The following is a 19275-nucleotide window of genomic DNA, read 5'->3' as shown; positions in this document are numbered from 1 at the left end:
GCCATGGCACGCCGCTTCGTCGTCCTCGACGTCTTCACCGACCGGGCCCTGTCCGGCAATCCGCTCGCCGTCGTGCTCGATACGGAAGGGCTCGACGGCAACCACATGCAGGCCATCGCCCGCGAGTTCAACCTCTCCGAGACGGTCTTCGTCCTGAAGCCGCAGGAGGAGGAGAACCGCGCCCGGCTGCGCATCTTCACCATCAATCACGAGTTGCCCTTCGCCGGACATCCGACCGTCGGCGCGGCGGTGCTGCTCGCCATCCGCGACGGGGTGGAGACCTCGACGGATTTCGTGCTGGAGGAGAATGTCGGCCCGGTGACCTGCCACGTCACGGTGAAGCGCGAGCGTTCCGGCAGCGCCACCTTCACCGTGCCGCGCATCCCCGAGATCATCGACGCCGAGCCGATGAGCCGCGAGGACTGCGCCCAGGCGCTGGGTCTCGACACCTTCGACATCGGCTTCGACGACTACCGCCCGGTGGTCGCCTCGGCGGGCGTGCCCTTCGTCTGCGTGCCGCTGGCCTCGCGCTCGGCGCTCGCCCGCATCAGCCCGAGCGCGGCGCGGCTGATCTCGACCTTCGGGGGCGGGGCGGATTCGATCTACGTCTTCTGCCGCGACGAGGACGGGGAGGGTGACTTCCGCGCCCGCATGTTTGCCGCCAATATGGGCATCGACGAGGATCCGGCGACCGGCTCCGCCGCCGCCTCGCTGGCGGCCGTGCTGCTCGCCGGAGAGAAGCCGGGCGATGGCTTCCACGCCTTCGACATCCTGCAGGGTGTCGAGATGGGGCGGCCGAGCCTCGTGCGCCTCGGCCTGCAGGTGGCGGATGGCGGGCTCTCCGCCGTCACCATCGGCGGTGGCGCGGTGATCCTCTCGGAGGGGGTGCTCCATGTGTGAGGAAGGCCATGTCTGACGAGAAGCGGCCGACGCGCCGGCCGGCGGTGGGCGCGTGAACCTGGCGCGGGATCTCGTGCCGGCGGTCGTCGAGATCGACCGCGTGGAGATGGGCGTCACGCCCGCGCCCCATGCTTTCTCGGCCGAGGAGCGCGCCGGCATCGACGCCCTCTATGCCGAGCGCCTCAAGGCCAATCCGGCGCTGTGGAACGGGCGGGTGCTGATCCTCGCCGAGCACCGCTTCGAGGGCGATGCGCTCATCGGGCGCTACTCCGAGTGCGACTACGCCGCGCTCTTGTGGCTGCTGGGCGCGCCGGCCTCCCATTCAAGGCTGCGCAACGGCTTCGCCATGGGCGCGCTGCGCGGCGCGGACGGCGCCTTCGTCATGGCGCGCATGGCGCCGTGGACGGCCAATGCGGGCCGGGTCTATTTCGCTGCCGGGACGCCGGACCTTTCCGATGTGACGGCCGATGGCCGCGTCGATCTCGAAGGCAGCCTTCTGCGCGAATTTGGCGAGGAGACGGGTACTCCCGCCTCTGACGTTGCGCTTACGGCGGGCTGGACCGCGCTCGTCGATGCGCGACGCATCTCGCTGATGCGCCAGATCGTTGCCCGCGAGCCGGCCGATGCGGTGGCCGCGCGGATCCGCGCCTTCATCGCCCGCGAGCAGCGTCCCGAGATCGACGAGGTGATCATCGTGCGCGGCCCGGCGGATGTGCCGGAGGCCGTGCCCGTCTTCCTGCGCACCTATCTGGCCGCGGTCTGGGAACGGGAGGGAACGCGGGTGTGAATTTTCGGACCAATCAGTTCGAAAATGGCATGCCGTTCGCATAAGTCTGCATCAAGGAGCCCGCAAGGCAGTGGGCCGTCACCTTTGCTCGAGGAAGGTCTTCAAAAATGCGCAAGTCGTCTCGAAACCTGCCGCTTTTTTCCTCAACCATGCTGGACCGGCGGCAGATGCTGGCGCTGGGCGCCGGGGCCGCGGCGCTTGCCACCCTCGGCGGCGAGGCCTTGGCTGCCCCGAAGGCCAAGCCGATCAAGGTCGCGGCCATCTACACCGTGCCGGTGGAGCAGCAATGGGTCTCGCGCATCCACAAGGCGCTGAAGGCCGCCGAGGCGCGCGGCGACATCACCTACAAATTCTCCGAGAACGTCGCCAACACCGATTATGAGCGCGTGATGCGCCAGTACTCGCAGGAGGGCGCGGACCTCGTGGTGGGCGAGGTGTTCGCGGTCGAGCGCCCGGCGCGCAAGGTGGCGGCGGACTACCCCAACACCGCCTATCTCATGGGCTCGTCCTTCGGACCGACCAAGCCGAACTTCTCCGTGTTCGACAATTTCATCCACGAGCCGTCCTTCCTTACCGGCATGGTGGCTGGCAAGACGACCAAGTCGAACGTTATCGGCCTCGTCGGCGGCTACGCCATCCCGGAGGTGAACCGCCTGATGCAGGCCTTCATGGAAGGCGCGCAGTCGGTGAACCCAAACGTGAAGTTCATCGTCACCTTCATCAACTCCTGGTACGATCCGCCCAAGGCCAAGGAGGCCGCCTTCGCCCAGATCGACAAGGGCGCGGACATTCTCTACGCCGAGCGCTTCGGCGTGTCCGATGCCGCCAAGGAGCGCGGCGTGAAGGCGGTCGGCAATGTCATCGACACCTCCAGCCAGTACCCCGGCACCGTGATCGCCTCGGCGCTGTGGCAGATGGAGCCGACCATCGACAAGGCGATCAAGGAAGTCACGGAAGGCACCTTCGCTGCCGCCGATTACGGACCCTACAGCTACATGGCCGAGGGCGGCGCCAGCCTTGCGCCGCTGGACCCGAAGGTGGTGTCGCCGGAGGTGATCGAGCTCGTCCTGCTCAAGGAAAAGGAAATCAAGGACGGCCTCTTCCGCGTCAACGTCAACGACGCCGAGCCCAAGTCGACGATGTAAGGAACGGCGCTTTTCCGAAGCGACGTCATCCTCGGGCTTGTGCCGGGGATCCACGCCTTGGCCGATGAGGACGTGGATGGCCGGGAGAAACCCGGCCATGGCGGTCTGTTCATATGGATCCCCTCCATGCACCCTGATCCACGTCCCCTTGTCCTCTCGCTGTCCGGCATCACCAAGCGCTTCGGGCCGCTGACGGCGAACGACCATATCGACCTCGACATACGGGCCGGCGAGATCGTGGCTCTGCTCGGCGAGAACGGTGCCGGCAAGACCACGCTGATGAGCATCCTGTTCGGTCATTACGTGGCCGATGAGGGCGCCATTCACATCGCTGATGAGGCCGGCCGGCTCGCGCCGCTGCCGGGCGGGTCCGCCGAGATGGCGCTGGCGGCGGGCATCGGCATGGTGCACCAGCACTTCGCCCTCGCCGAGAACCTTACCGGCTTCGAGAACATCGTGCTGGGCACGCAGTCTCTGTGGAGTTTCGGGTTGGGGCGCCGCGAGGCACGGGCCAAGATCGCGCGGCTGGTCGCCGAGAGCGGCCTCGCCGTCGATCTCGACGTGCCGGTGGCACGCCTGTCGGTCGGCGAGCAGCAGCGCATCGAGATCCTCAAGGCGCTCTACCGCGACGTGCGCGTGCTGATCCTCGACGAGCCGACCGCCGTTCTGACCCCGCAGGAGGCGGACGGTCTCGTGGCGACGGTGCGCAAGCTGGCCGCGAAGGGGCTCGCCGTCATCTTCATCAGCCACAAGCTGCACGAGGTGCTGGCCCTGTGCGAGCGCGTGGCGGTGCTGCGCGGCGGTGCCAAGGTGGCAGACCGGCCGACCGCCGGCGCGGACCGTGCCACGCTGGCTGAACTGATGGTCGGCCGTGCCATTCCCCAGCGCGAGCGTCCGCCCTCCACGCCCGGCGCGCCGGTGCTGAGCCTGAAGGAGGTCAGCACCGGCAATCCCGGCCAGCGCGACCGTCTGGAGAATGCCAGCCTCGACGTGTGCGCCGGCGAGATCGTCGGCATCGCCGGCGTCTCCGGCAACGGGCAGGGGGCGCTTGCCGGGCTCGTCGCCGGCCTCGCGGCCGCCCGCGCCGGCGAGGTGACCCTCGACGGGCAGCGGCTCACATCGGCCGATCCCGCCGGGCGGGTCGCGGCCCATGTCGGCCGCATTCCAGAGGACCGGCATCGTGACGGCACCATCGGTGCCCTCTCGGTGGCCGAGAACTACGTGCTGGAGAGCATCGGCGATCCCGAGAACCAGTGCGGCGGCTTCATTCGCCGTAGCGATATCCGGGCCCGCGCCACAGAGATGATCCGCGCCTATGACGTGCGCTGCCCCGGTCCGGATGCCGCGATCCGCGCGCTCTCCGGCGGCAACATGCAGAAGGTGGTGCTGGCCCGGGCGCTGGAGGGCGAGCCGAGGCTCGTCCTTGCGCACCAGCCCACGCGCGGGCTCGACATCGGCGCAACGACCGATGTCCACCGACGCCTCATCGCCGCCCGGGCGCGCGGAGCCGCCATACTGCTCATTTCCGAGGATCTCGACGAATTGTTCGCGCTGTCCGACCGCATCGCCGTGGTCCATGCCGGCCATCTCTCGCCGGCCATGGAGGCCGCCAGCCTGGATGTCCGCACCGTCGGCCTGATGATGGCGGGCCATACCGCCGGGGAGGCTGCATGATCCGCTTCGTTCCCCGCGAGCGCACGCCGGTCTGGCTCACCGTTGCCGTGTCGGTCGGCGCGGGCCTCGTGGCACTGCTGCTCACCGCCATCCCGCTGGCGCTGTCCGGCGCGCCGGTGTTCACCGCCTTCGCGCTGATGGCGCGGGGCGCGGCCGGCGACGGCTTCGCGCTGGCGGAGACGCTGACGCGCGCCACGCCGCTCATTTTCACCGGCCTCGCCGCCGCCGTCGCCTTCCGGGCGAAGCTCTGGAACATCGGCGCCGAGGGCCAGCTCTATGCCGGGGCGCTCGCCACCGTGGTGCTCGGCGCGGGGCTGGTCGAGGCGCCCTCCTATGTGCTGGTGCCGCTGGTGCTCCTCGGTGCGGCGGCAGCCGGCGCGGCGTTGCTGCTGGTGCCGGTGCTGTTCAAAACCCGCTTCGGCGCCGACGAGGTGGTCGTCACCTTGCTAATGAACTTCATCGTCCTGCTTTTCGTGCAAATGATGCTGGAAGGGCCGGTCAAGGACGAGATGGCGCTGGGCTGGCCGCAGTCGGCTCCCGTGCTGGACGAGGCGACGTTGCCGAAGCTGGTGACGGGGCTACGCCTTCACTGGGGACTCGTGCTGGCGGTCGTCGCCGCCGTGCTGCTGCACGTCTTCATCTCGCGCACCGTATGGGGCTTCCGCATCCGCGCGGTCGGCGAGAATGCCCGCGCCGCCCGCTATGCCGGGCTGCCGGTCGGCAAGGCGATGGCGCTGGTCGGCATCCTCTCGGGTGGTCTCGCGGGCCTCGCCGGGGCGAGCGAGGTGGCCGGGCTCAAGGGCTATCTCACCGCCGACCTGTCGCCCGGCTTCGGCTATGCGGGCATCGTGGTGGCGACGCTCGCCAATCTCTCGCCGCTCGGCGTCGTTCCCTCGGCCATCTTCATCGCCGGCGTCTTCGTCGGGGCGGATTCGATGAGCCGGGCCATCGGCGTATCGAACTACCTGGCCGATCTCGTGGTGGCTTTCTCTCTCCTCAGCGTGCTGGTGGGCGGCCTGCTGGCCCGTTTCCGCATTGTCTTCGTCCGCCGGGAGCCCGCCTGATGCTGGAAGCCCTCGACATCTTCACCCAGGCGAATTTCTGGGCCGCCACCCTGCGCATCGCCACGCCGCTGATTTTCGGCGTGCTCGGCGCGCTGCTCTGCGAGCGGGCCGGCGTGCTCAACCTCGGGATCGAAGGCATCTTCGTCGCCGGTGCCATGTCCGGCTGGCTCGCCGTCTATCTGGGCCTGCCGCTCTGGGGCGGCGTCGCGGTGGCGGCATTCACCGGCGCGCTGTTCGGGCTGATCCATGGCGTGCTCACGGTGCCGCTGGGCCTGTCGCAGCACGTCACCGGCATCGGGGTGACGCTGCTTGCCACGTCGGTCGCCTATTTCGGCTATCGCGTCGCCTTCCCGAATGTGGCGACGCCGCCCCGCATCGAGCCCTTCGCGCCGCTCGACCTGCCGCTCCTCGGCGATTTGCCGTTCATCGGCCCGATCCTCGGCCAGCAGACGGCCTTCACCGTCTTCGCCTTCCTGTGCGTCGGCGTCGTCGCGGTGGTGCTGGCCCGCACCCCGCTGGGGCTCGCGCTGCGGGCGGTGGGCGACAATCCCGAGGCGGTGGAGGCGCAGGGCCTGTCCGTCGTCGCGCTGCGCATCGGCGCGGTGATGGCGGGATCGGCGCTGATGGCGCTGGGCGGGGCGTTTCTCACGCTCTCGGCCTTCAACGCCTTCTATTTCGGCATGATCAACGGGCGCGGCTGGGTCTGCATCGCGCTCACCGTCTTTGCTTCCTGGCGGCCGGGCAAGGCGCTGCTCGGCGCGCTTCTGTTCGGGGCGCTCGATGCCTACCAGCTGCGCATCCAGACCATCGCCGGCGGCGTCGTGCCGAGCCAGATCTTCCTGATGCTGCCCTATATCGTCTCCATCGCGGCGCTTGTGCTGGTCGCCCGCCGGGCCGACTATCCCCGCGCTCTGATGAAGCCCTACTTCAAGGGCCAACGGTGAGTCTGGATCCACGATGAGTTTCGACCTGCTTGTGAAGAACGCCCGCCTGCCCGACGGGCGGTCGGCCGTCGACATCGCCTGCGCGGATGGCCGCATCGTCGCGATCGAGCCCGGCATCGAGGCCGAGGCGGGGCAGGTGATCGATGCCGGCGGGCGACTGGTCTCGCCGCCCTTCGTCGACGTGCATTTCCACATGGATGCGACGCTTTCGCTCGGCCTGCCGCGACTCAACACCTCCGGCACTCTGCTCGAAGGCATCGCGCTGTGGGGCGAGCTGAAGCCGCTGCTGACGCATGAGGCGGTGATCGAGCGGGCGCTGCGCTATTGCGACCTCGCCGTCAGCCAGGGCCTGCTCGCCATCCGCTCGCATGTCGATGTGTGCGACGACCGGCTGCTTGCCGTGGAAGCGCTGCTCGACGTGCGTGAAAAGGTGAAGGACTACATCGACCTTCAACTCGTCGCCTTCCCGCAGGACGGCTATTATCGCTCGCCCTCGGCGGCGCGAAATCTGGAGCGTGCGCTCGACATGGGCGTCGACGTCGTCGGCGGCATCCCGCATTTCGAGCGCACCATGGCGGACGGCGCCGCCTCGCTGAAGACGCTGTGCGAGATCGCCGCCGCGCGCGGCCTGCGCGTCGACATCCATTGCGACGAGACCGACGACCCACTCTCGCGCCATATCGAGGCGCTGGCCTATGAGACGCAGCGGCTGGGCCTGCAGGGCCGCGTGGCCGGCTCTCACCTCACGTCCATGCATTCCATGGACAACTACTACGTCTCGAAGCTGATCCCGCTGATCGCCGAGGCGGGCGTGCACGCCATCGCCAACCCGCTGATCAACATCACGCTGCAGGGCCGGCACGACACCTATCCCAAGCGCCGCGGCCAGACCCGCGTGCCGGAGCTGCGCACCGCCGGCGTGAACGTCGCCTTCGGGCACGACTGCGTGATGGACCCGTGGTACTCGCTCGGTTCCGGCGACATGCTGGAGGTCGCGCACATGGCGCTGCATGTCGGCCAGATGACCTCGCGCGAGGCGATGGCGTGGTGCTTCGAGGCGGTAACGACCAATCCCGCCCGCATCATGGGGCTGGAAGGCTATGGCGTCGCCCCCGGCTGCAACGCCGATTTCGTCGTGCTCCAGGCGGCCGACCCCATCGAGGCGATCCGACTGAAGGCGGCACGGCTGTTCGTGGTGCGCCGCGGGCGTGTCATCGCCGAGGGGACGCCGCGCGTCTCCGCGCTCGACCTGCCGGGGCGCCCGGCGCTGGTGGACCCGGCCGCCTACGCGCCGCCGTCCGCGAACTGATCGGGTTGCCGGCTACTGGTAGCGGCTCGCCGGCAGCACGATCACCGTCGGCTTGGCGGGCAGCGTCTCGCGCGAGAACACGACCTGCGGGCTCTCCCGCCGCTCGACCGCGTACTGGCTGCCGGCGAGGCGGTCGAGGAAGCGGTTGAGCGTGCTCTCGTTGAAATAGTGCATCGGGATCACCACCGGCGCCTCCAGCGCCTTCAGCACCTCGATCATGCCGTCGACGTCCAGCGTGTAGCTGCCGTCGACCGGCGCCAGCACCACGTCGATGCGGCCGAGAACGGCGAGGTCGTCCACCGTCAGCGTATGGTGCAGATGGCCGAGATGGGCGATGCAGATGTCCGCCGCGCGGAAGATGAAGATCGAATTGCCGTTGCGGATCGTGCCGCCTTGCATGTCGCGGATGTTGGTCGGCAGGTTGCCGATCCAGAGGTCACCGACCTCCAGGTCGTAGCGCACGGGGTCGCGATCCTCGCGCCAGCCCTTCAGCACATATTCGATCCCCGGATCGGGGTTGAGCGAGTAATGCGTCGAGTGGGCGCGGTTCATCGTGGCGACGCGCGGCACGACGTCGGGGCGCACATAGTCGTTGTAGTCGGTCGTCACGGTAACGCCCCCCGCCGTCTCGATCAGGAAGGTGGAGTGGCCGATATAGGCGAGGCTGACCTGCCGCGGCTCCAGATAGGCGGCGGGCAGGGCCCGCGGCCCGAGGGGCTGGAGGAACGGGCTGCTGGCGACGAGCTTGGGGCAGCGCTCGGCCTGCTGGGCGCGGGCGGGCGCGGATGCGGCAAGGCAGGCGGCAAGAGACGCCAGGGCGAGGAGGCACACGGTCGCGACACGCGTCATGACGGGACTCCGGCTAGGGATTCCCGTCATCATCGGCTGTGCGGCGATACCGTGCGAGTAACAGTTTCGTGGCGCGCTACCCCGCGCCGCTGCCCGCGCCGTCGCCTGTCAACGCAGGAAGGGGTTGGTCCGCTTCTCCAGGGCGATGTTCGTGGCGTTGCCGTGCCCGGGCAGGACGGTGAAGGCGTCCCCGAGCGGCAGGATCTTCTCCTTGATGCCCCGGATCAGAAGCGGGCCATCACCATAGGGAAAATCCGTGCGGCCGACGGAACGCTGGAACAGCGTATCGCCGACGATGGCCAGTCGATTGTCACAGTTCACCAGGACGATATGGCCCGGCGTGTGTCCGGGCACGTGCAGCACCTCGAACGGCACGCCGCCGATATCGACCGTGTCGCCCTCGTCCAGCCAGCGGCCGGGCGTCACGGCGCGGCCGGGGATGCCGGTGCGCACGCCATCGGCGGGGAGGTTGTCGAGCAGGAACTTGTCGCCCTCATGCGGCCCTTCGACCGGAATCTTCAGCGTTTCCGCCAGTTCCGCAGCGCCGGCGGCGTGGTCGATATGGCCGTGGGTCAGCACGATCTTCTCCGCGTTGACCTCCAGTTCCTCCAGCGCCGCGAGGATGCGCGGCAGGTCGCCGCCCGGATCGATCACCGCACCCCGCTTGGTGGTTTCGTCCCAGACGATCGAGCAGTTCTGCTGGAACGGCGTGACGGGTACGACGGCGACCTTCAGTTCGGGCATGACGGTTCCTCGGGAATGGCGGGCGGAATGTGGTCGATTGCATGCCCGCGCGCAAGGAGCGGAGAGGGGTCTCCTCCTTGTAGTGCCTTGGCGCCAATGCTATCCCGCGCCCCATGAGCACCGAGCCCATCGACAACATCCGCAACTTCTCCATCGTCGCCCACATCGACCACGGGAAGTCGACCCTCGCCGACCGCCTGATCCAGATCACGGGCGGGCTGTCGGAGCGTGAGATGTCCGAGCAGGTGCTCGACAACATGGATATCGAGCGCGAGCGCGGCATCACCATCAAGGCGCAGACCGTGCGGCTGTCCTACAAGGCGAAGGACGGCAGGGATTACGTCCTCAACCTCATCGACACGCCCGGCCATGTCGACTTCGCCTATGAGGTGAACCGCTCGCTCGCCGCCGTCGAGGGCTCGCTGCTGGTCGTGGACGCCTCGCAGGGTGTCGAGGCGCAGACGCTGGCGAACGTCTACCAGGCCATCGACAACAACCACGAGATCGTCCCGGTCCTCAACAAGGTGGACCTGCCGGCCGCCGAGCCGGACAAGGTGAAGGCGCAGATCGAGGACGTGATCGGCCTCGACGCCTCCGACGCGGTGCTCATCTCCGCCAAGACCGGCCTCGGCATCCCCGACGTGCTGGAAGCGATCGTCACCCGCCTGCCGCCGCCCAAGGGAGACCGCGAGGCGCCGCTGAAGGCGCTGTTGGTCGACAGCTGGTACGACGTCTATCTCGGCGTCGTCGTGCTCGTGCGCATCGTCGACGGCGTGCTGAAGAAGGGCCAGCGCATCAAGATGATGGGCTCGGGTGCCGTTTACGACATCGACCGCGTCGGCGTGTTCACGCCGAAGATGGTGGCGATGACCGAGCTGGGGCCGGGCGAGATCGGCTTCCTCACCGGCTCGATCAAGGAAGTCGCGGACACCCGCGTCGGCGATACCATCACCGAGGAAAAGCGCCCGACCTCGGCGGCGCTGCCGGGCTTCAAGCCGGCGCAGCCGGTGGTGTTCTGCGGCCTGTTCCCGGTCGATGCCGCCGACTTCGAGGATCTGCGCGCCGCGATGGGCAAGCTGCGCCTCAACGATGCCTCCTTCTCCTTCGAGATGGAGACGTCGGCGGCGCTCGGCTTCGGTTTCCGCTGCGGCTTCCTCGGGCTGCTGCACCTCGAGATCATCCAGGAGCGGCTGGAGCGCGAGTTCAATCTCGACCTCATCGCCACCGCCCCGTCGGTGATCTACGAGATCGAGATGAACGACGGCACGGTGCTTGAGCTGCACAACCCAGCCGATATGCCGGACGTGGTGAAGATCAAGGAAATCCGCGAGCCGTGGATCCGTGCCACCATCCTGACGCCGGACGAATATCTCGGTGCGGTGCTCAAGCTCTGTCAGGACCGGCGCGGCAACCAGATCGAGCTCACCTATGTCGGCTCGCGCGCCATGGTCACCTATGACCTGCCGCTGAACGAGGTAGTGTTCGACTTCTATGATCGGCTGAAGTCGATCTCGAAGGGCTATGCCTCGTTCGACTACCAGATCACCGAGTATCGCCCCGGCGACCTCGTGAAGATGTCGATCCTGGTCAACGCCGAGCCGGTCGACGCACTGTCCATGCTGGTGCACCGCACCCGCGCCGAATATCGCGGCCGCGCCATGTGCGAGAAGCTGAAGGACCTGATCCCGCAGCATCTGTTCCAGATCCCGATCCAGGCGGCCATCGGCGCCAAGATCATCGCTCGCGAGACCATCCGCGCGCTGCGCAAGGACGTGACCGCCAAGTGCTATGGCGGCGACATCACCCGCAAGCGCAAGCTTCTGGAGAAGCAGAAGGAAGGCAAGAAGAAGATGCGCCAGTTCGGCAAGGTGGAGATTCCCCAGGAGGCCTTCATCGCCGCGCTGAAGGTCGACGACTGAGGCCGCGTACCTCGGGCATCTGTGCCGCTTCCGGCGCCCGGTGGTAGCCGGGCCTTCCGAATCAGCGGTAATTGTGCTCCCATCGGGCCAGTCGCAGGGCGCGACGGGAGGCAAATCGCATGTCGTACAAGTTCGAAGTCTACGAGGACAAGGCTGGCGGGTTCCGCTTCCGCTTCCGTGCCTCGAACGGCGAGATCATGTTCTCGTCCGAGAGCTACAAGGCGAAGTCGTCGGCCCTGAGCTCCATCGAGTCGCTGAAGAAGAACGTTCCGGAAGCGAACGTCGTCGAGCTGCCGAAGGACGAAAAGAAGGCCTGATCCCGGCCGGGGCAGGTTTTTTCTCAGGTGAACAGGCCGGGCTTGCGCCCGGCCTTTGGTGCTGTCCGCTACGGCTCGTCAGAGCATGTAGGGCGGCACATGGTAGTATTCATTGACCTTGCGATCCCACTCGGGATCCTTCCAGGCGCTTTCGTCGGCGCTGGCGTGCCGCGGTGCACCCTGGAGCTGTTCGTCGGTGATGTCGACGACGTAGCCATCGAGTCCCTCATCATATTTCAGCAGCGACCAGGGCAGTGGGTAGTAGTCCCCGCCGAAGCCCAGAAAGCCGCCGAAGCTCATGACCGCATAGGCGGTCTGCCCGCTCAGCTTGTCGATCATCACCCGCTCGATGGCGCCGATGCGGTCGCCGTTCGGGCGGTAGACGGCGGTGCCTTCCACCTTGTCGCTGCCGATCAGGGTTCGCGTCTCGCGCGCTTCGAGATTGTGCTGAGTGCTCTGCATCGTGTCCGTCCCTCTCTACTCACACTGTTCGGTGGAGAAACGCGGCGTTACGGACGAGGTTCCCCAAAACGGTCGTCTCTATTGTCGCTCTTCGGGCAAAGCGGCGCCGAAACATGCTGGCGCAGCGCCCGGCAGGCGGCTTTACAGGTCGGGACGCGGCGGGTGGCGTGCGAGGTCTCGCGCCGATATCGTCGCGTCGACGATCGAGGGAGAATCAAGTGATGAACGGCAAGCCCGGAGCGCGCGACGCGAAGCCTTTCGCCACGGACCGCCGCAACGTGCTGCGGCTTGCCGGTGCCGCGACGGCATTCGTGCTGGGCGGTTGGCCAGTGGCGGCGCAGGACGCCGACGTCACCGCCGTCGATGAGCTGAAGCCCGGCCAGTATGTCTGGTATCCCGAACGGGCGCCGGAGGGGTTCGTCGCCGTTATCGTGTCGCTGCCCGACCAGCGCTGTTACGTCTACCGCAACGGCGTGCGCGTCGGCGTTTCCACCTGCTCGACCGGCAAGGCGGGCTTCTCGACGCCGGTGGGCGTGTTCACGATCCTGCAGAAGGATGCGACGCACCATTCCTCTATCTATGACGGCGCGTCGATGCCCTTCACCGAGCGCCTCACCTGGTCCGGCGTGGCGCTGCACGCGGGCGGGCTGCCCGGCTACCCGTCCTCGCATGGCTGCGTGCACCTGCCGCTCGCCTTCGCCAAGCTGCTGTTCGGCATCACCCATTACGGGACACCGGTGATCATCGCCGACTCGCATTCCCAGCCGGTCGACGTGCTCCATCCCGGCCTCGTCCTGCCGGCGGATGCCACCGCGGCGATCCGCAAGGATGATCCGAAGAACCCGAACGGCACACCGGACACGGCCGCGGCACCCGATCCGATGCAGGATGCGGTGGCGATGATCATCAGCGGGGCGGACAAGCAGCTCACCGTGATCAAGGACGGCGCCGTCGTCTTCACCTCGCCGGTCACCATTCGCGATCCGCACACCCCGCTCGGCAACGTGGTCTACGTGCTGAAGAATGTTGGCGGCGAAGTGTCGTGGACGGCCCTGTCCTTCGAGGGCAACGGCGCCACCGGCGGCAAGTCGGCCAGTGCCATCGACCGCATCACCGTGGCGCCGGCGGCCAACCAGCAGCTCGCCAAGCTGCTGGTGCCGGGCTCGACGCTGTTCGTCACCGAGCTTTCCGCGACGCCCGACACGCGCTCGCCGAAGAACTTCGTCATCCTCTCGCAGGTCGTGAGCTGAGGGCGCGCTCATGAAATCAGAGATGGGAAGGCACATCGTGCGGGCGGCTCTGGTGGGGCTGGGGCTCCTCGCCGCTGGCGCCGCCTCGGCCCAGCAGGACCGCGCGGCGAACATCGACAACAAGCCGGCCAAGCAGGTCTTCGGCGCGGCGCGGGATGCCGCCCCGTTCGAGGCACGTGCCATCGGCTTCTATTCGAAGGGCTGCCTGGCCGGCGCCGAGGCGCTGCCCGTCAACGGCAAGACGTGGCAGGCCATGCGCCTGTCGCGCAACCGCAACTGGGGCCACCCGAACCTTGTCGCCTTCCTCGAGCGTTTCTCGGCCAAGGTGCCAGGTATCTCGAAATGGCCGGGCATCCTGGTCGGTGACATGGCGCAGCCGCGCGGCGGTCCGATGCTGACCGGCCACGCCTCGCACCAGATCGGCCTCGATGCCGACATCTGGCTCACCCCGATGCCGACGCGCGAATTCTCCCGCGACGAGCGCGAGAAGGTCTCCGCCACCATGATCGTGCGACCAGACCGGCTCGACGTCGACAGCAAGGTGTGGACGCCGTCGCTGGTCGCCGTCATCAAGACGGCGGCGCAGGATGCCGAGGTGGAGCGCGTGCTGGTCAACGCCGCCATCAAGAAGGCGCTGTGCCGCGACGCGACGGGCGACCGTTCCTGGCTACAGAAGGTGCGGCCCTATTGGGGGCATGACTACCACATGCATGTGCGCATCTCGTGCCCCGCCGGCAGCCCGGACTGCCGGGCGCAGGATCCGGTCGTGCCGGGCGAGGGCTGTGGTAGCGAGCTCGACTGGTGGTTCTCCGATGCGAATCTGCATCCCAAACCGCCGAAGGAACCGCCCAAGCCCAAGCCGCCGATGCTGGTGAAGGAGCTGCCGGAAGCTTGCAAGCAGGTCGTGCTGGCGCCGTGAGCGGGCGCCACGCGTCGCCCACCCTTCGCCGATGCCTCAGCGCGCGTCGGCGAGGATCATCCCGGCCGCCTTCTCGGCGATCATGATGGTCGGTGAGTTGGTATTGCCGGAGACGATGGTCGGCATGATCGAGGCGTCCGCCACGCGCAGCCCGGCAATCCCGAACACCCGCAGCCGCTCATCCACCACCGCCGCTGGATCGGAGGAAATGCCCATCTTCGCCGTGCCCACGGGATGGAAGATGGTGGTACCGATGTCACCCGCCGCGCGCGCCAGCGCTTCCTCGCTGTCGTCGATGCCCGCGCCGGGCAGGAACTCGTCGGGCGCGAAGGGGGCCAGCGCCGGCTGGGCGACGATGCGGCGGCCGACGCGGATGCTGTCGGCAGCCACACGCCGATCCTCCTCGGTGGACAGGTAGTTGGGCTGGATGCGCGGGGCGGCCGCGCTGTCCGCGCTCGCCAGCGTGAGGCTGCCACGGCTCGTCGGGCGCAGGTTGCACACGCTCATGGTGAAGGCGGGGAATTTGTGCAGCGGCTCGCTGAACTTGCCGAGCGAGAGCGGCTGGACGTGGAATTCGAGGTCCGCGCGCTCCTTCTCCGCGCGTGAGCAGGTGAAGATGCCGAGTTGTGAGGGAGCCATGGTCAGCGGCCCGCGCTGGAACAGGGCGAAGTCGAGCCCCATCTTCGCCCGCCCGAACAGCGAGTGATACTGCTCGTTCAGCGTGGGCACACCGGAGACCTTGTAGATCATCCGCAGCTGCAGGTGGTCCTGCAGGTTGGCGCCGACGCCCGGCTTGTCCAGCACCACCGGAATTCCGTGCTGCGCCAGTTCCGCGCCGGGTCCGATGCCGGAGAGCTTCAGCAGGTGAGGGGAGTTGATGGCCCCGGCGGCGAGCACCACCTCGCCCCGCGCGCGGGCGACGCGGGTGAGGCCGTCCTGCCGGTAGGCGACGCCGACCGCACGCCCGTTCTCGATCAGCACCCGCTCGGTGCGGCAGCCGGTTTCCAGCTTCAGGTTGGGGCGGGACAGCACCGGTTTCAGAAAGCCGCGCGCGGCGCTCCAGCGGAAGCCCCGCTTCTGGTTCACCTGGAAATAGGACGAGCCCTCATTGTCGCCGGTGTTGAAATCCGGGATTGACGGGATGCCGGCCTGCCGCGCCGCGTCCCGAACCGTGTCGAGCAGCTTCCAGGTGAGGCGCGGCGCCTCGACCCGCCATTCGCCGCCGCCGCCGTGGAACTCGGCGGCGCCGAGATAATGATCCTCATGGCTCTTGAAGACCGGCAGCACGTCGTCCCAGCCCCAGCCGGAAAGGCCGAGCTGGCGCCAGTGGTCGTAATCGGCCGCCTGTCCGCGCATGTAGATCATGGCGTTGATGGCCGAGGAGCCGCCGATGGTCTTGCCGCGCGGGTAGTTGAGCGCCCGCCCGTTCAGCCCCGCCTCGGCCTCGGTCTTGTAGCACCAGTCGGCGCGCGGATTGCCGATGGCGAAGAGGTAGCCGACCGGGATGTGGAACCAGATCCAGTTGTCGCGCCCGCCGGCTTCCAGAACCAGCACGCGGTTCCTCGGGTCGGCGGAAAGCCGGTTGGCCAGCACGCAGCCCGCCGAACCGGCTCCCACGACGATATAGTCATAGGTCTCGGCATCGTTCGGCATGGCGTGGCTCCTCCTTGCGGTTTGGAGCGCAACCTGCCGGGTCGGTCGACGCCGGGCAATGCGAAAGCGCGCACACGGGCTGTTCGCAAAGCCCGGTAAGCGGCGCGCCTTACTGCGTCAGCTTGGTGGCGAAATAGGCGATGCTGCGGGCATAGACCTCGGCTTTGTTCCATCCGCGCAGCGCACCCATGTTCGCGCCGTTCTCCCAGGAGCGGCCGCTCCAGCCATAGCCGCGCAGGTAGTTGGCGGTGGAGGCGAGCACGTCCGGCACGCTGCGGATCAGGTCGGCATGGCCGTTGCCATCGAAGTCGACGGCGAAGCGCACATAGGAGGTCGGCATGAACTGGGTCTGGCCGAGTTCGCCGGCCCAGGCGCCGCGCATTTCGCCCACCGAGAGATCGCCGCGCTGGACGATGCGCAGCGCGTCCAGAAGCTGGCCGGTGAAGAAGCCGGAGCGGCGGCAGTCATAGGCCAGCGTTGCCAGCGAGCGGAACACCGGCATCTTGCCCTGGTTCACGCCGAAATCGGTTTCCATGCCCCAGATGGCGATGAGGATCGGCCCGGGCACGCCGAATCGCTGCTCGATGCGCGCGAGCAGGGCGGCGTGCTGGCGCAGCATCGCCTTGCCCTTGGAAATGCGACCCGCGCCGACGCGGTTGGCGACGAATTGCTCGAAGCTCTGCTTGAAGTGCTTCTGGTTGCGGTCGAGGCTGATCACCCTGGTGTCGTAGCTCAGCCCGTCCAGCGCCCGCAGCGCGCCGGGCGAGATGCCCTGCGCGGCCGCCGCCTGTCGGAAATCGCGCAGCCAGGCATCGAAGCCCGCGCCGGTATCGCCGCAGGGTGCCGCCAGCGCCGGTGCCGCCGCGAAGGGCGCCAGAAGGGCGAGGGCGAGCCCGCCGCGCCGCAGATGCCTGAAGATGCGTCCGATCATCGCCAATCCCCCGTTAAGGCCAGCTTTGCCCCAGCATGGTTCATGGACATGAATGGCTGGTATCCGGACGACGTCAATCTTCTTTCAAGGCCCCTTTTTCAGAGGCCGATGCGCCCGAAGCCCGGAAGCTTGATGCCGGGGTGCCGCAGATCGAGCCCGGCGATCGCGCCGAGGATGTTGATCTCGACCCCTTCTACCCAGGCCAGCGTCAGCCCGGCATAACCGTCCAGCGTGATGCGCACGCCGGTGCGGGAAGGGGCGAGGCCGATCCACTCGCCGTTCACCGGATAATCCTTGCCGATGGCGGTCGGGGGGAGGGCGACCGCCATCTCCGGCACCCGGGAGAGCACATAGGCGACGAAGCTGTTGGAGTTTGGCCCCGGCCAGACGTCGTAGTCGCCGGCCTCGGCGTAGGGGTAGGAGGCGATGGCCGCCTGCAGCTTCGGGATGAGCCGTTCCGCTTCCTCGCCCGTCGCCTCGAACACCACTTCCGGTGCGTTGCCGTACCAGCGCCCGTCGGCCGGGTAGCCGTTGTGGCGGATCGGCCGACCCCAGCCGACCTTGTCGTAGCGCTCATAGGCGTCGGCGCCAGCTTCCTTGAACACGATCCAGCTATGAACCGCGAAGATGCTGCGCCAGCGGCCGACGCGGGCGGCGTAGATGCGCACCATGGCCGGCCTGTGCTCGGCGGCGAGGGGCAGCGTGCCGGTGCTCGACCAGTCGGCATTGCGCCAGTTGTGCGTCCAGTCGACCTGCTGCCACTGCACGAGCGCATGTGCGCCGAGCGGCAGGGCGAAGAGCAGGACGAAGCCCAGAAGGGCGAGGCGGGTAAGACGGACGGCGCGCAGCATTCGCCCGAATGTGCGCGGAAATCGACTTCGCACAAGGCTTTGCGAGCTCGCACGCGAAAATGTGTCCGCCGCTTGCCGCGGCTTCGCGCTCCGTTGACAGTCGTTGTGCGGTGCGCCATTTATATTGCAACTCATTCGCAATAGCGGATACCCATAATGCTCGACAAGTTGCAGGCGGAAAGTGCGGGATGGCGCCGGGAGCGTGGAGATCCCTCGCTTTCGGAGGTGCATGGCAGCATCGCCGTGCCGAAGAAGTCGGGCATTTGGCGGTTCTTCGCCTTCATGGGGCCGGGCTATCTGGTCGCCACGGGCTATATGGACCCCGGCAACTGGGCGACCTCGCTCGCGGGTGGTTCGCGCTTCGGCTACGGCCTTCTGGTCGTGGCGCTGCTGTCGAACATGATCGCGATCCTCTTGCAGGCGCTGTGCTCGCGGCTGGGCGTGGCCTCCGGCCGCGATCTCGCCCAGGCCTGCCGCGACGCCTTTCCGCGCCCCGTCGGATTTGTTCTCTGGTTGCTGGCCGAGGCGGCGATCTGCGCCACCGACCTTGCCGAGGTTATCGGCACCGCCATCGGCCTCAACCTGCTCTTCGGCATTCCGCTGGAGATCGGCGTCGTCGTCACCGCGCTCGACGTGTTCCTCATCCTGTGGCTGCAGAATCTCGGCTTCCGCTTCGTCGAGGCGCTGGTCGTCGCCCTGCTGGCGGTCATCGCCGCCTGCTTCGGCATCCAGATCGCGTTGGCCGACCCCGACTGGGGCGCCGTGATCCGCGGCTTCGCACCGACCACCGAGATCGTCAGCAATCCCGACATGCTCTATCTCGCGCTGGGCATCCTCGGCGCCACCGTGATGCCGCACAATCTCTACCTGCACTCCGCCATCGTGCAGACCCGCCGGCACGATGGCACCACGCAGGGCAAGCGCGAGGCGATCAGGCTGGCGACGTGGGATTCGACGCTGGCGCTGATGTTCGCCCTCACCATCAATGCCTCGATCCTCATCCTCGCCGCCTCGACCTTCCATGCCGGCGGCACCGGCGAGGTCGCTGACCTTGGCAAGGCGCACGAGCTGCTCAACCCGCTGCTCGGCAGCGCCATGGCGCCGACTTTGTTCGCCATCGCGCTTTTGTGCTGCGGCATCAATTCGACGGTGACGGCGACGATCGCGGGTCAGGCGGTGATGGAGGGCTTCCTCAACATCCGCCTCGCGCCGTGGCTGCGCCGGCTGATCACCCGCGCCATCGCCATCGTGCCGGCGGCGGCGGTGACCATCGCCTATGGCGAGCGCGGCGCCGGCTCGCTGCTGATCTTCAGCCAGGTCATCCTCAGCCTGCAATTGCCCTTTGCCATTGTGCCGCTGATCATGTTCACGGCCGACAAGCGCAAGATGGGCACCTTCGTCGCGCCGATCTGGCAGACCGTGCTCGCCGTACTTGCCGCCGCGCTGATCATCTCGCTCAACGTGAAGCTGATCTTCGATTTCATCACCGGCGCTTGACCGCCGGCGCGAGCAGCAGACCATCGTCCGTCTTGCACGCTTCATCCGCTCGGGGTCTCA

Annotated in this window: 18 protein-coding genes; 12 read left to right on the top strand and 6 right to left on the bottom strand. The window is 67.7% G+C overall.

Translation table 11 applies throughout. From position 1 onward, the window contains the following. The first annotated feature begins 3 nt into the window (after window positions 1–3). From STARVERO_RS08775 to STARVERO_RS08745, 7 genes are all read left to right on the top strand, one after another. On the top strand, window positions 4–900 hold the full coding sequence (locus tag STARVERO_RS08775; RefSeq protein ID WP_159598575.1) for a PhzF family phenazine biosynthesis protein: 897 nt from the start codon (window positions 4–6) through the stop codon (window positions 898–900). Window positions 901–952: 52 nt separating this feature from the next. Further along, window positions 953–1687: an NUDIX hydrolase gene (locus tag STARVERO_RS08770; protein ID WP_244616679.1), complete on the top strand. Its 735-nt coding sequence runs from the start codon at window positions 953–955 to the stop codon at window positions 1685–1687. Between the two features lie 107 nt (window positions 1688–1794). Beyond that, window positions 1795–2832, top strand: a complete 1038-nt coding sequence (locus STARVERO_RS08765) for a BMP family protein (protein ID WP_144342375.1) — start codon at window positions 1795–1797, stop codon at window positions 2830–2832. A gap of 126 nt (window positions 2833–2958) precedes the next feature. Next, window positions 2959–4506 (top strand): ABC transporter ATP-binding protein, encoded by a 1548-nt coding sequence (locus STARVERO_RS08760; protein ID WP_159598574.1) that lies wholly within the window; start codon window positions 2959–2961, stop codon window positions 4504–4506. Next, complete coding sequence (locus tag STARVERO_RS08755; RefSeq protein WP_159598573.1) at window positions 4503–5570, top strand: ABC transporter permease; 1068 nt, start codon at window positions 4503–4505, stop codon at window positions 5568–5570. Before STARVERO_RS08760 ends, STARVERO_RS08755 begins: the two co-directional genes overlap by 4 nt. After that, window positions 5570–6514, top strand: coding sequence for an ABC transporter permease (locus STARVERO_RS08750; RefSeq protein WP_144342378.1), 945 nt, complete (start codon window positions 5570–5572; stop codon window positions 6512–6514). The genes STARVERO_RS08755 and STARVERO_RS08750 overlap by 1 nt, the downstream gene beginning before the upstream one ends. 13 nt (window positions 6515–6527) lie before the next feature. After that, entirely contained in the window at window positions 6528–7823 is a 1296-nt protein-coding gene (locus STARVERO_RS08745; protein ID WP_159598572.1) for an amidohydrolase family protein, read from the top strand. A 12-nt stretch (window positions 7824–7835) separates the two neighbouring features. On the opposite strand, the gene STARVERO_RS08740 is transcribed toward STARVERO_RS08745, so the two are convergent. Next, complete coding sequence (locus tag STARVERO_RS08740) at window positions 7836–8672, bottom strand: MBL fold metallo-hydrolase (RefSeq protein WP_159598571.1); 837 nt, start codon at window positions 8670–8672, stop codon at window positions 7836–7838. Between the two features lie 108 nt (window positions 8673–8780). Then, entirely contained in the window at window positions 8781–9416 is a 636-nt protein-coding gene (locus STARVERO_RS08735; RefSeq protein ID WP_159598570.1) for an MBL fold metallo-hydrolase, read from the bottom strand. Between the two features lie 113 nt (window positions 9417–9529). On the opposite strand from STARVERO_RS08735, the gene lepA reads away from it, so the two are divergent. Together lepA and STARVERO_RS08725 are read left to right on the top strand one after the other, a co-directional pair. Beyond that, window positions 9530–11335: a translation elongation factor 4 gene (gene lepA, locus STARVERO_RS08730; protein WP_144342382.1), complete on the top strand. Its 1806-nt coding sequence runs from the start codon at window positions 9530–9532 to the stop codon at window positions 11333–11335. Between the two features lie 119 nt (window positions 11336–11454). Next, on the top strand, window positions 11455–11652 hold the full coding sequence (locus STARVERO_RS08725) for a YegP family protein (protein ID WP_144342383.1): 198 nt from the start codon (window positions 11455–11457) through the stop codon (window positions 11650–11652). Between the two features lie 78 nt (window positions 11653–11730). Here STARVERO_RS08725 and STARVERO_RS08720 read toward each other — a convergent pair whose 3' ends face one another. Continuing rightward, window positions 11731–12114 (bottom strand): PRC-barrel domain-containing protein, encoded by a 384-nt coding sequence (locus STARVERO_RS08720; RefSeq protein WP_144342384.1) that lies wholly within the window; start codon window positions 12112–12114, stop codon window positions 11731–11733. 221 nt (window positions 12115–12335) lie between these two features. Here STARVERO_RS08720 and STARVERO_RS08715 point away from each other — a divergent pair, with 221 nt between their 5' ends. Next, entirely contained in the window at window positions 12336–13364 is a 1029-nt protein-coding gene (locus STARVERO_RS08715; RefSeq protein WP_159598569.1) for a L,D-transpeptidase, read from the top strand. 22 nt (window positions 13365–13386) lie between these two features. Further along, window positions 13387–14283, top strand: coding sequence for a penicillin-insensitive murein endopeptidase (mepA, locus tag STARVERO_RS08710; protein ID WP_159598568.1), 897 nt, complete (start codon window positions 13387–13389; stop codon window positions 14281–14283). Between the two features lie 36 nt (window positions 14284–14319). Here the strand turns inward: mepA and STARVERO_RS08705 are convergent, their stop codons facing one another. The 3 genes from STARVERO_RS08705 to STARVERO_RS08695 all read right to left on the bottom strand — a co-directional run bounded on the left by STARVERO_RS08705 (window position 14320) and on the right by STARVERO_RS08695 (window position 17718). Further along, window positions 14320–15936: a GMC family oxidoreductase gene (locus STARVERO_RS08705; RefSeq protein WP_159598567.1), complete on the bottom strand. Its 1617-nt coding sequence runs from the start codon at window positions 15934–15936 to the stop codon at window positions 14320–14322. 109 nt (window positions 15937–16045) lie between these two features. After that, the gene (locus tag STARVERO_RS08700) at window positions 16046–16867 is read right to left on the bottom strand and encodes a lytic murein transglycosylase (RefSeq protein WP_159598566.1); all 822 of its coding nucleotides are present in this window, start codon (window positions 16865–16867) and stop codon (window positions 16046–16048) included. 98 nt (window positions 16868–16965) lie between these two features. Then, window positions 16966–17718, bottom strand: coding sequence for a DUF3750 domain-containing protein (locus STARVERO_RS08695; protein ID WP_159598565.1), 753 nt, complete (start codon window positions 17716–17718; stop codon window positions 16966–16968). Window positions 17719–17874: 156 nt separating this feature from the next. On the opposite strand from STARVERO_RS08695, the gene STARVERO_RS08690 reads away from it, so the two are divergent. Next, window positions 17875–19215: an Nramp family divalent metal transporter gene (locus tag STARVERO_RS08690; protein WP_159598564.1), complete on the top strand. Its 1341-nt coding sequence runs from the start codon at window positions 17875–17877 to the stop codon at window positions 19213–19215. The last annotated feature ends 60 nt before the right edge of the window (window positions 19216–19275 follow it).

It is taken from the genome of Starkeya nomas, from assembly GCF_902703545.1.
In the GTDB taxonomy this organism is placed as follows: Bacteria; Pseudomonadota; Alphaproteobacteria; order Rhizobiales; family Xanthobacteraceae; genus Ancylobacter; species Ancylobacter moscoviensis.
This window is presented reverse-complemented; position numbering and strand designations above follow the sequence as displayed.

What these genes read in the sequence shown, in the direction of transcription:
- STARVERO_RS08775 (WP_159598575.1), top strand. Translation starts at nt 4, where the DNA reads ATGGCACGCCGCTTCGTCGTCCTCGACGTCTTCACCGACCGGGCCCTG.
- STARVERO_RS08765 (WP_144342375.1), top strand. Translation starts at nt 1,795, where the DNA reads ATGCGCAAGTCGTCTCGAAACCTGCCGCTTTTTTCCTCAACCATGCTG.
- STARVERO_RS08760 (WP_159598574.1), top strand. Translation starts at nt 2,959, where the DNA reads ATGCACCCTGATCCACGTCCCCTTGTCCTCTCGCTGTCCGGCATCACC.
- STARVERO_RS08755 (WP_159598573.1), top strand. Translation starts at nt 4,503, where the DNA reads ATGATCCGCTTCGTTCCCCGCGAGCGCACGCCGGTCTGGCTCACCGTT.
- STARVERO_RS08750 (WP_144342378.1), top strand. Translation starts at nt 5,570, where the DNA reads ATGCTGGAAGCCCTCGACATCTTCACCCAGGCGAATTTCTGGGCCGCC.
- STARVERO_RS08745 (WP_159598572.1), top strand. Translation starts at nt 6,528, where the DNA reads ATGAGTTTCGACCTGCTTGTGAAGAACGCCCGCCTGCCCGACGGGCGG.
- STARVERO_RS08740 (WP_159598571.1), bottom strand. Translation starts at nt 8,672, where the DNA reads ATGACGCGTGTCGCGACCGTGTGCCTCCTCGCCCTGGCGTCTCTTGCC.
- STARVERO_RS08735 (WP_159598570.1), bottom strand. Translation starts at nt 9,416, where the DNA reads ATGCCCGAACTGAAGGTCGCCGTCGTACCCGTCACGCCGTTCCAGCAG.
- lepA (WP_144342382.1), top strand. Translation starts at nt 9,530, where the DNA reads ATGAGCACCGAGCCCATCGACAACATCCGCAACTTCTCCATCGTCGCC.
- STARVERO_RS08725 (WP_144342383.1), top strand. Translation starts at nt 11,455, where the DNA reads ATGTCGTACAAGTTCGAAGTCTACGAGGACAAGGCTGGCGGGTTCCGC.
- STARVERO_RS08720 (WP_144342384.1), bottom strand. Translation starts at nt 12,114, where the DNA reads ATGCAGAGCACTCAGCACAATCTCGAAGCGCGCGAGACGCGAACCCTG.
- STARVERO_RS08715 (WP_159598569.1), top strand. Translation starts at nt 12,336, where the DNA reads ATGAACGGCAAGCCCGGAGCGCGCGACGCGAAGCCTTTCGCCACGGAC.
- mepA (WP_159598568.1), top strand. Translation starts at nt 13,387, where the DNA reads ATGGGAAGGCACATCGTGCGGGCGGCTCTGGTGGGGCTGGGGCTCCTC.
- STARVERO_RS08705 (WP_159598567.1), bottom strand. Translation starts at nt 15,936, where the DNA reads ATGCCGAACGATGCCGAGACCTATGACTATATCGTCGTGGGAGCCGGT.
- STARVERO_RS08700 (WP_159598566.1), bottom strand. Translation starts at nt 16,867, where the DNA reads ATGATCGGACGCATCTTCAGGCATCTGCGGCGCGGCGGGCTCGCCCTC.
- STARVERO_RS08695 (WP_159598565.1), bottom strand. Translation starts at nt 17,718, where the DNA reads ATGCTGCGCGCCGTCCGTCTTACCCGCCTCGCCCTTCTGGGCTTCGTC.
- STARVERO_RS08690 (WP_159598564.1), top strand. Translation starts at nt 17,875, where the DNA reads ATGCTCGACAAGTTGCAGGCGGAAAGTGCGGGATGGCGCCGGGAGCGT.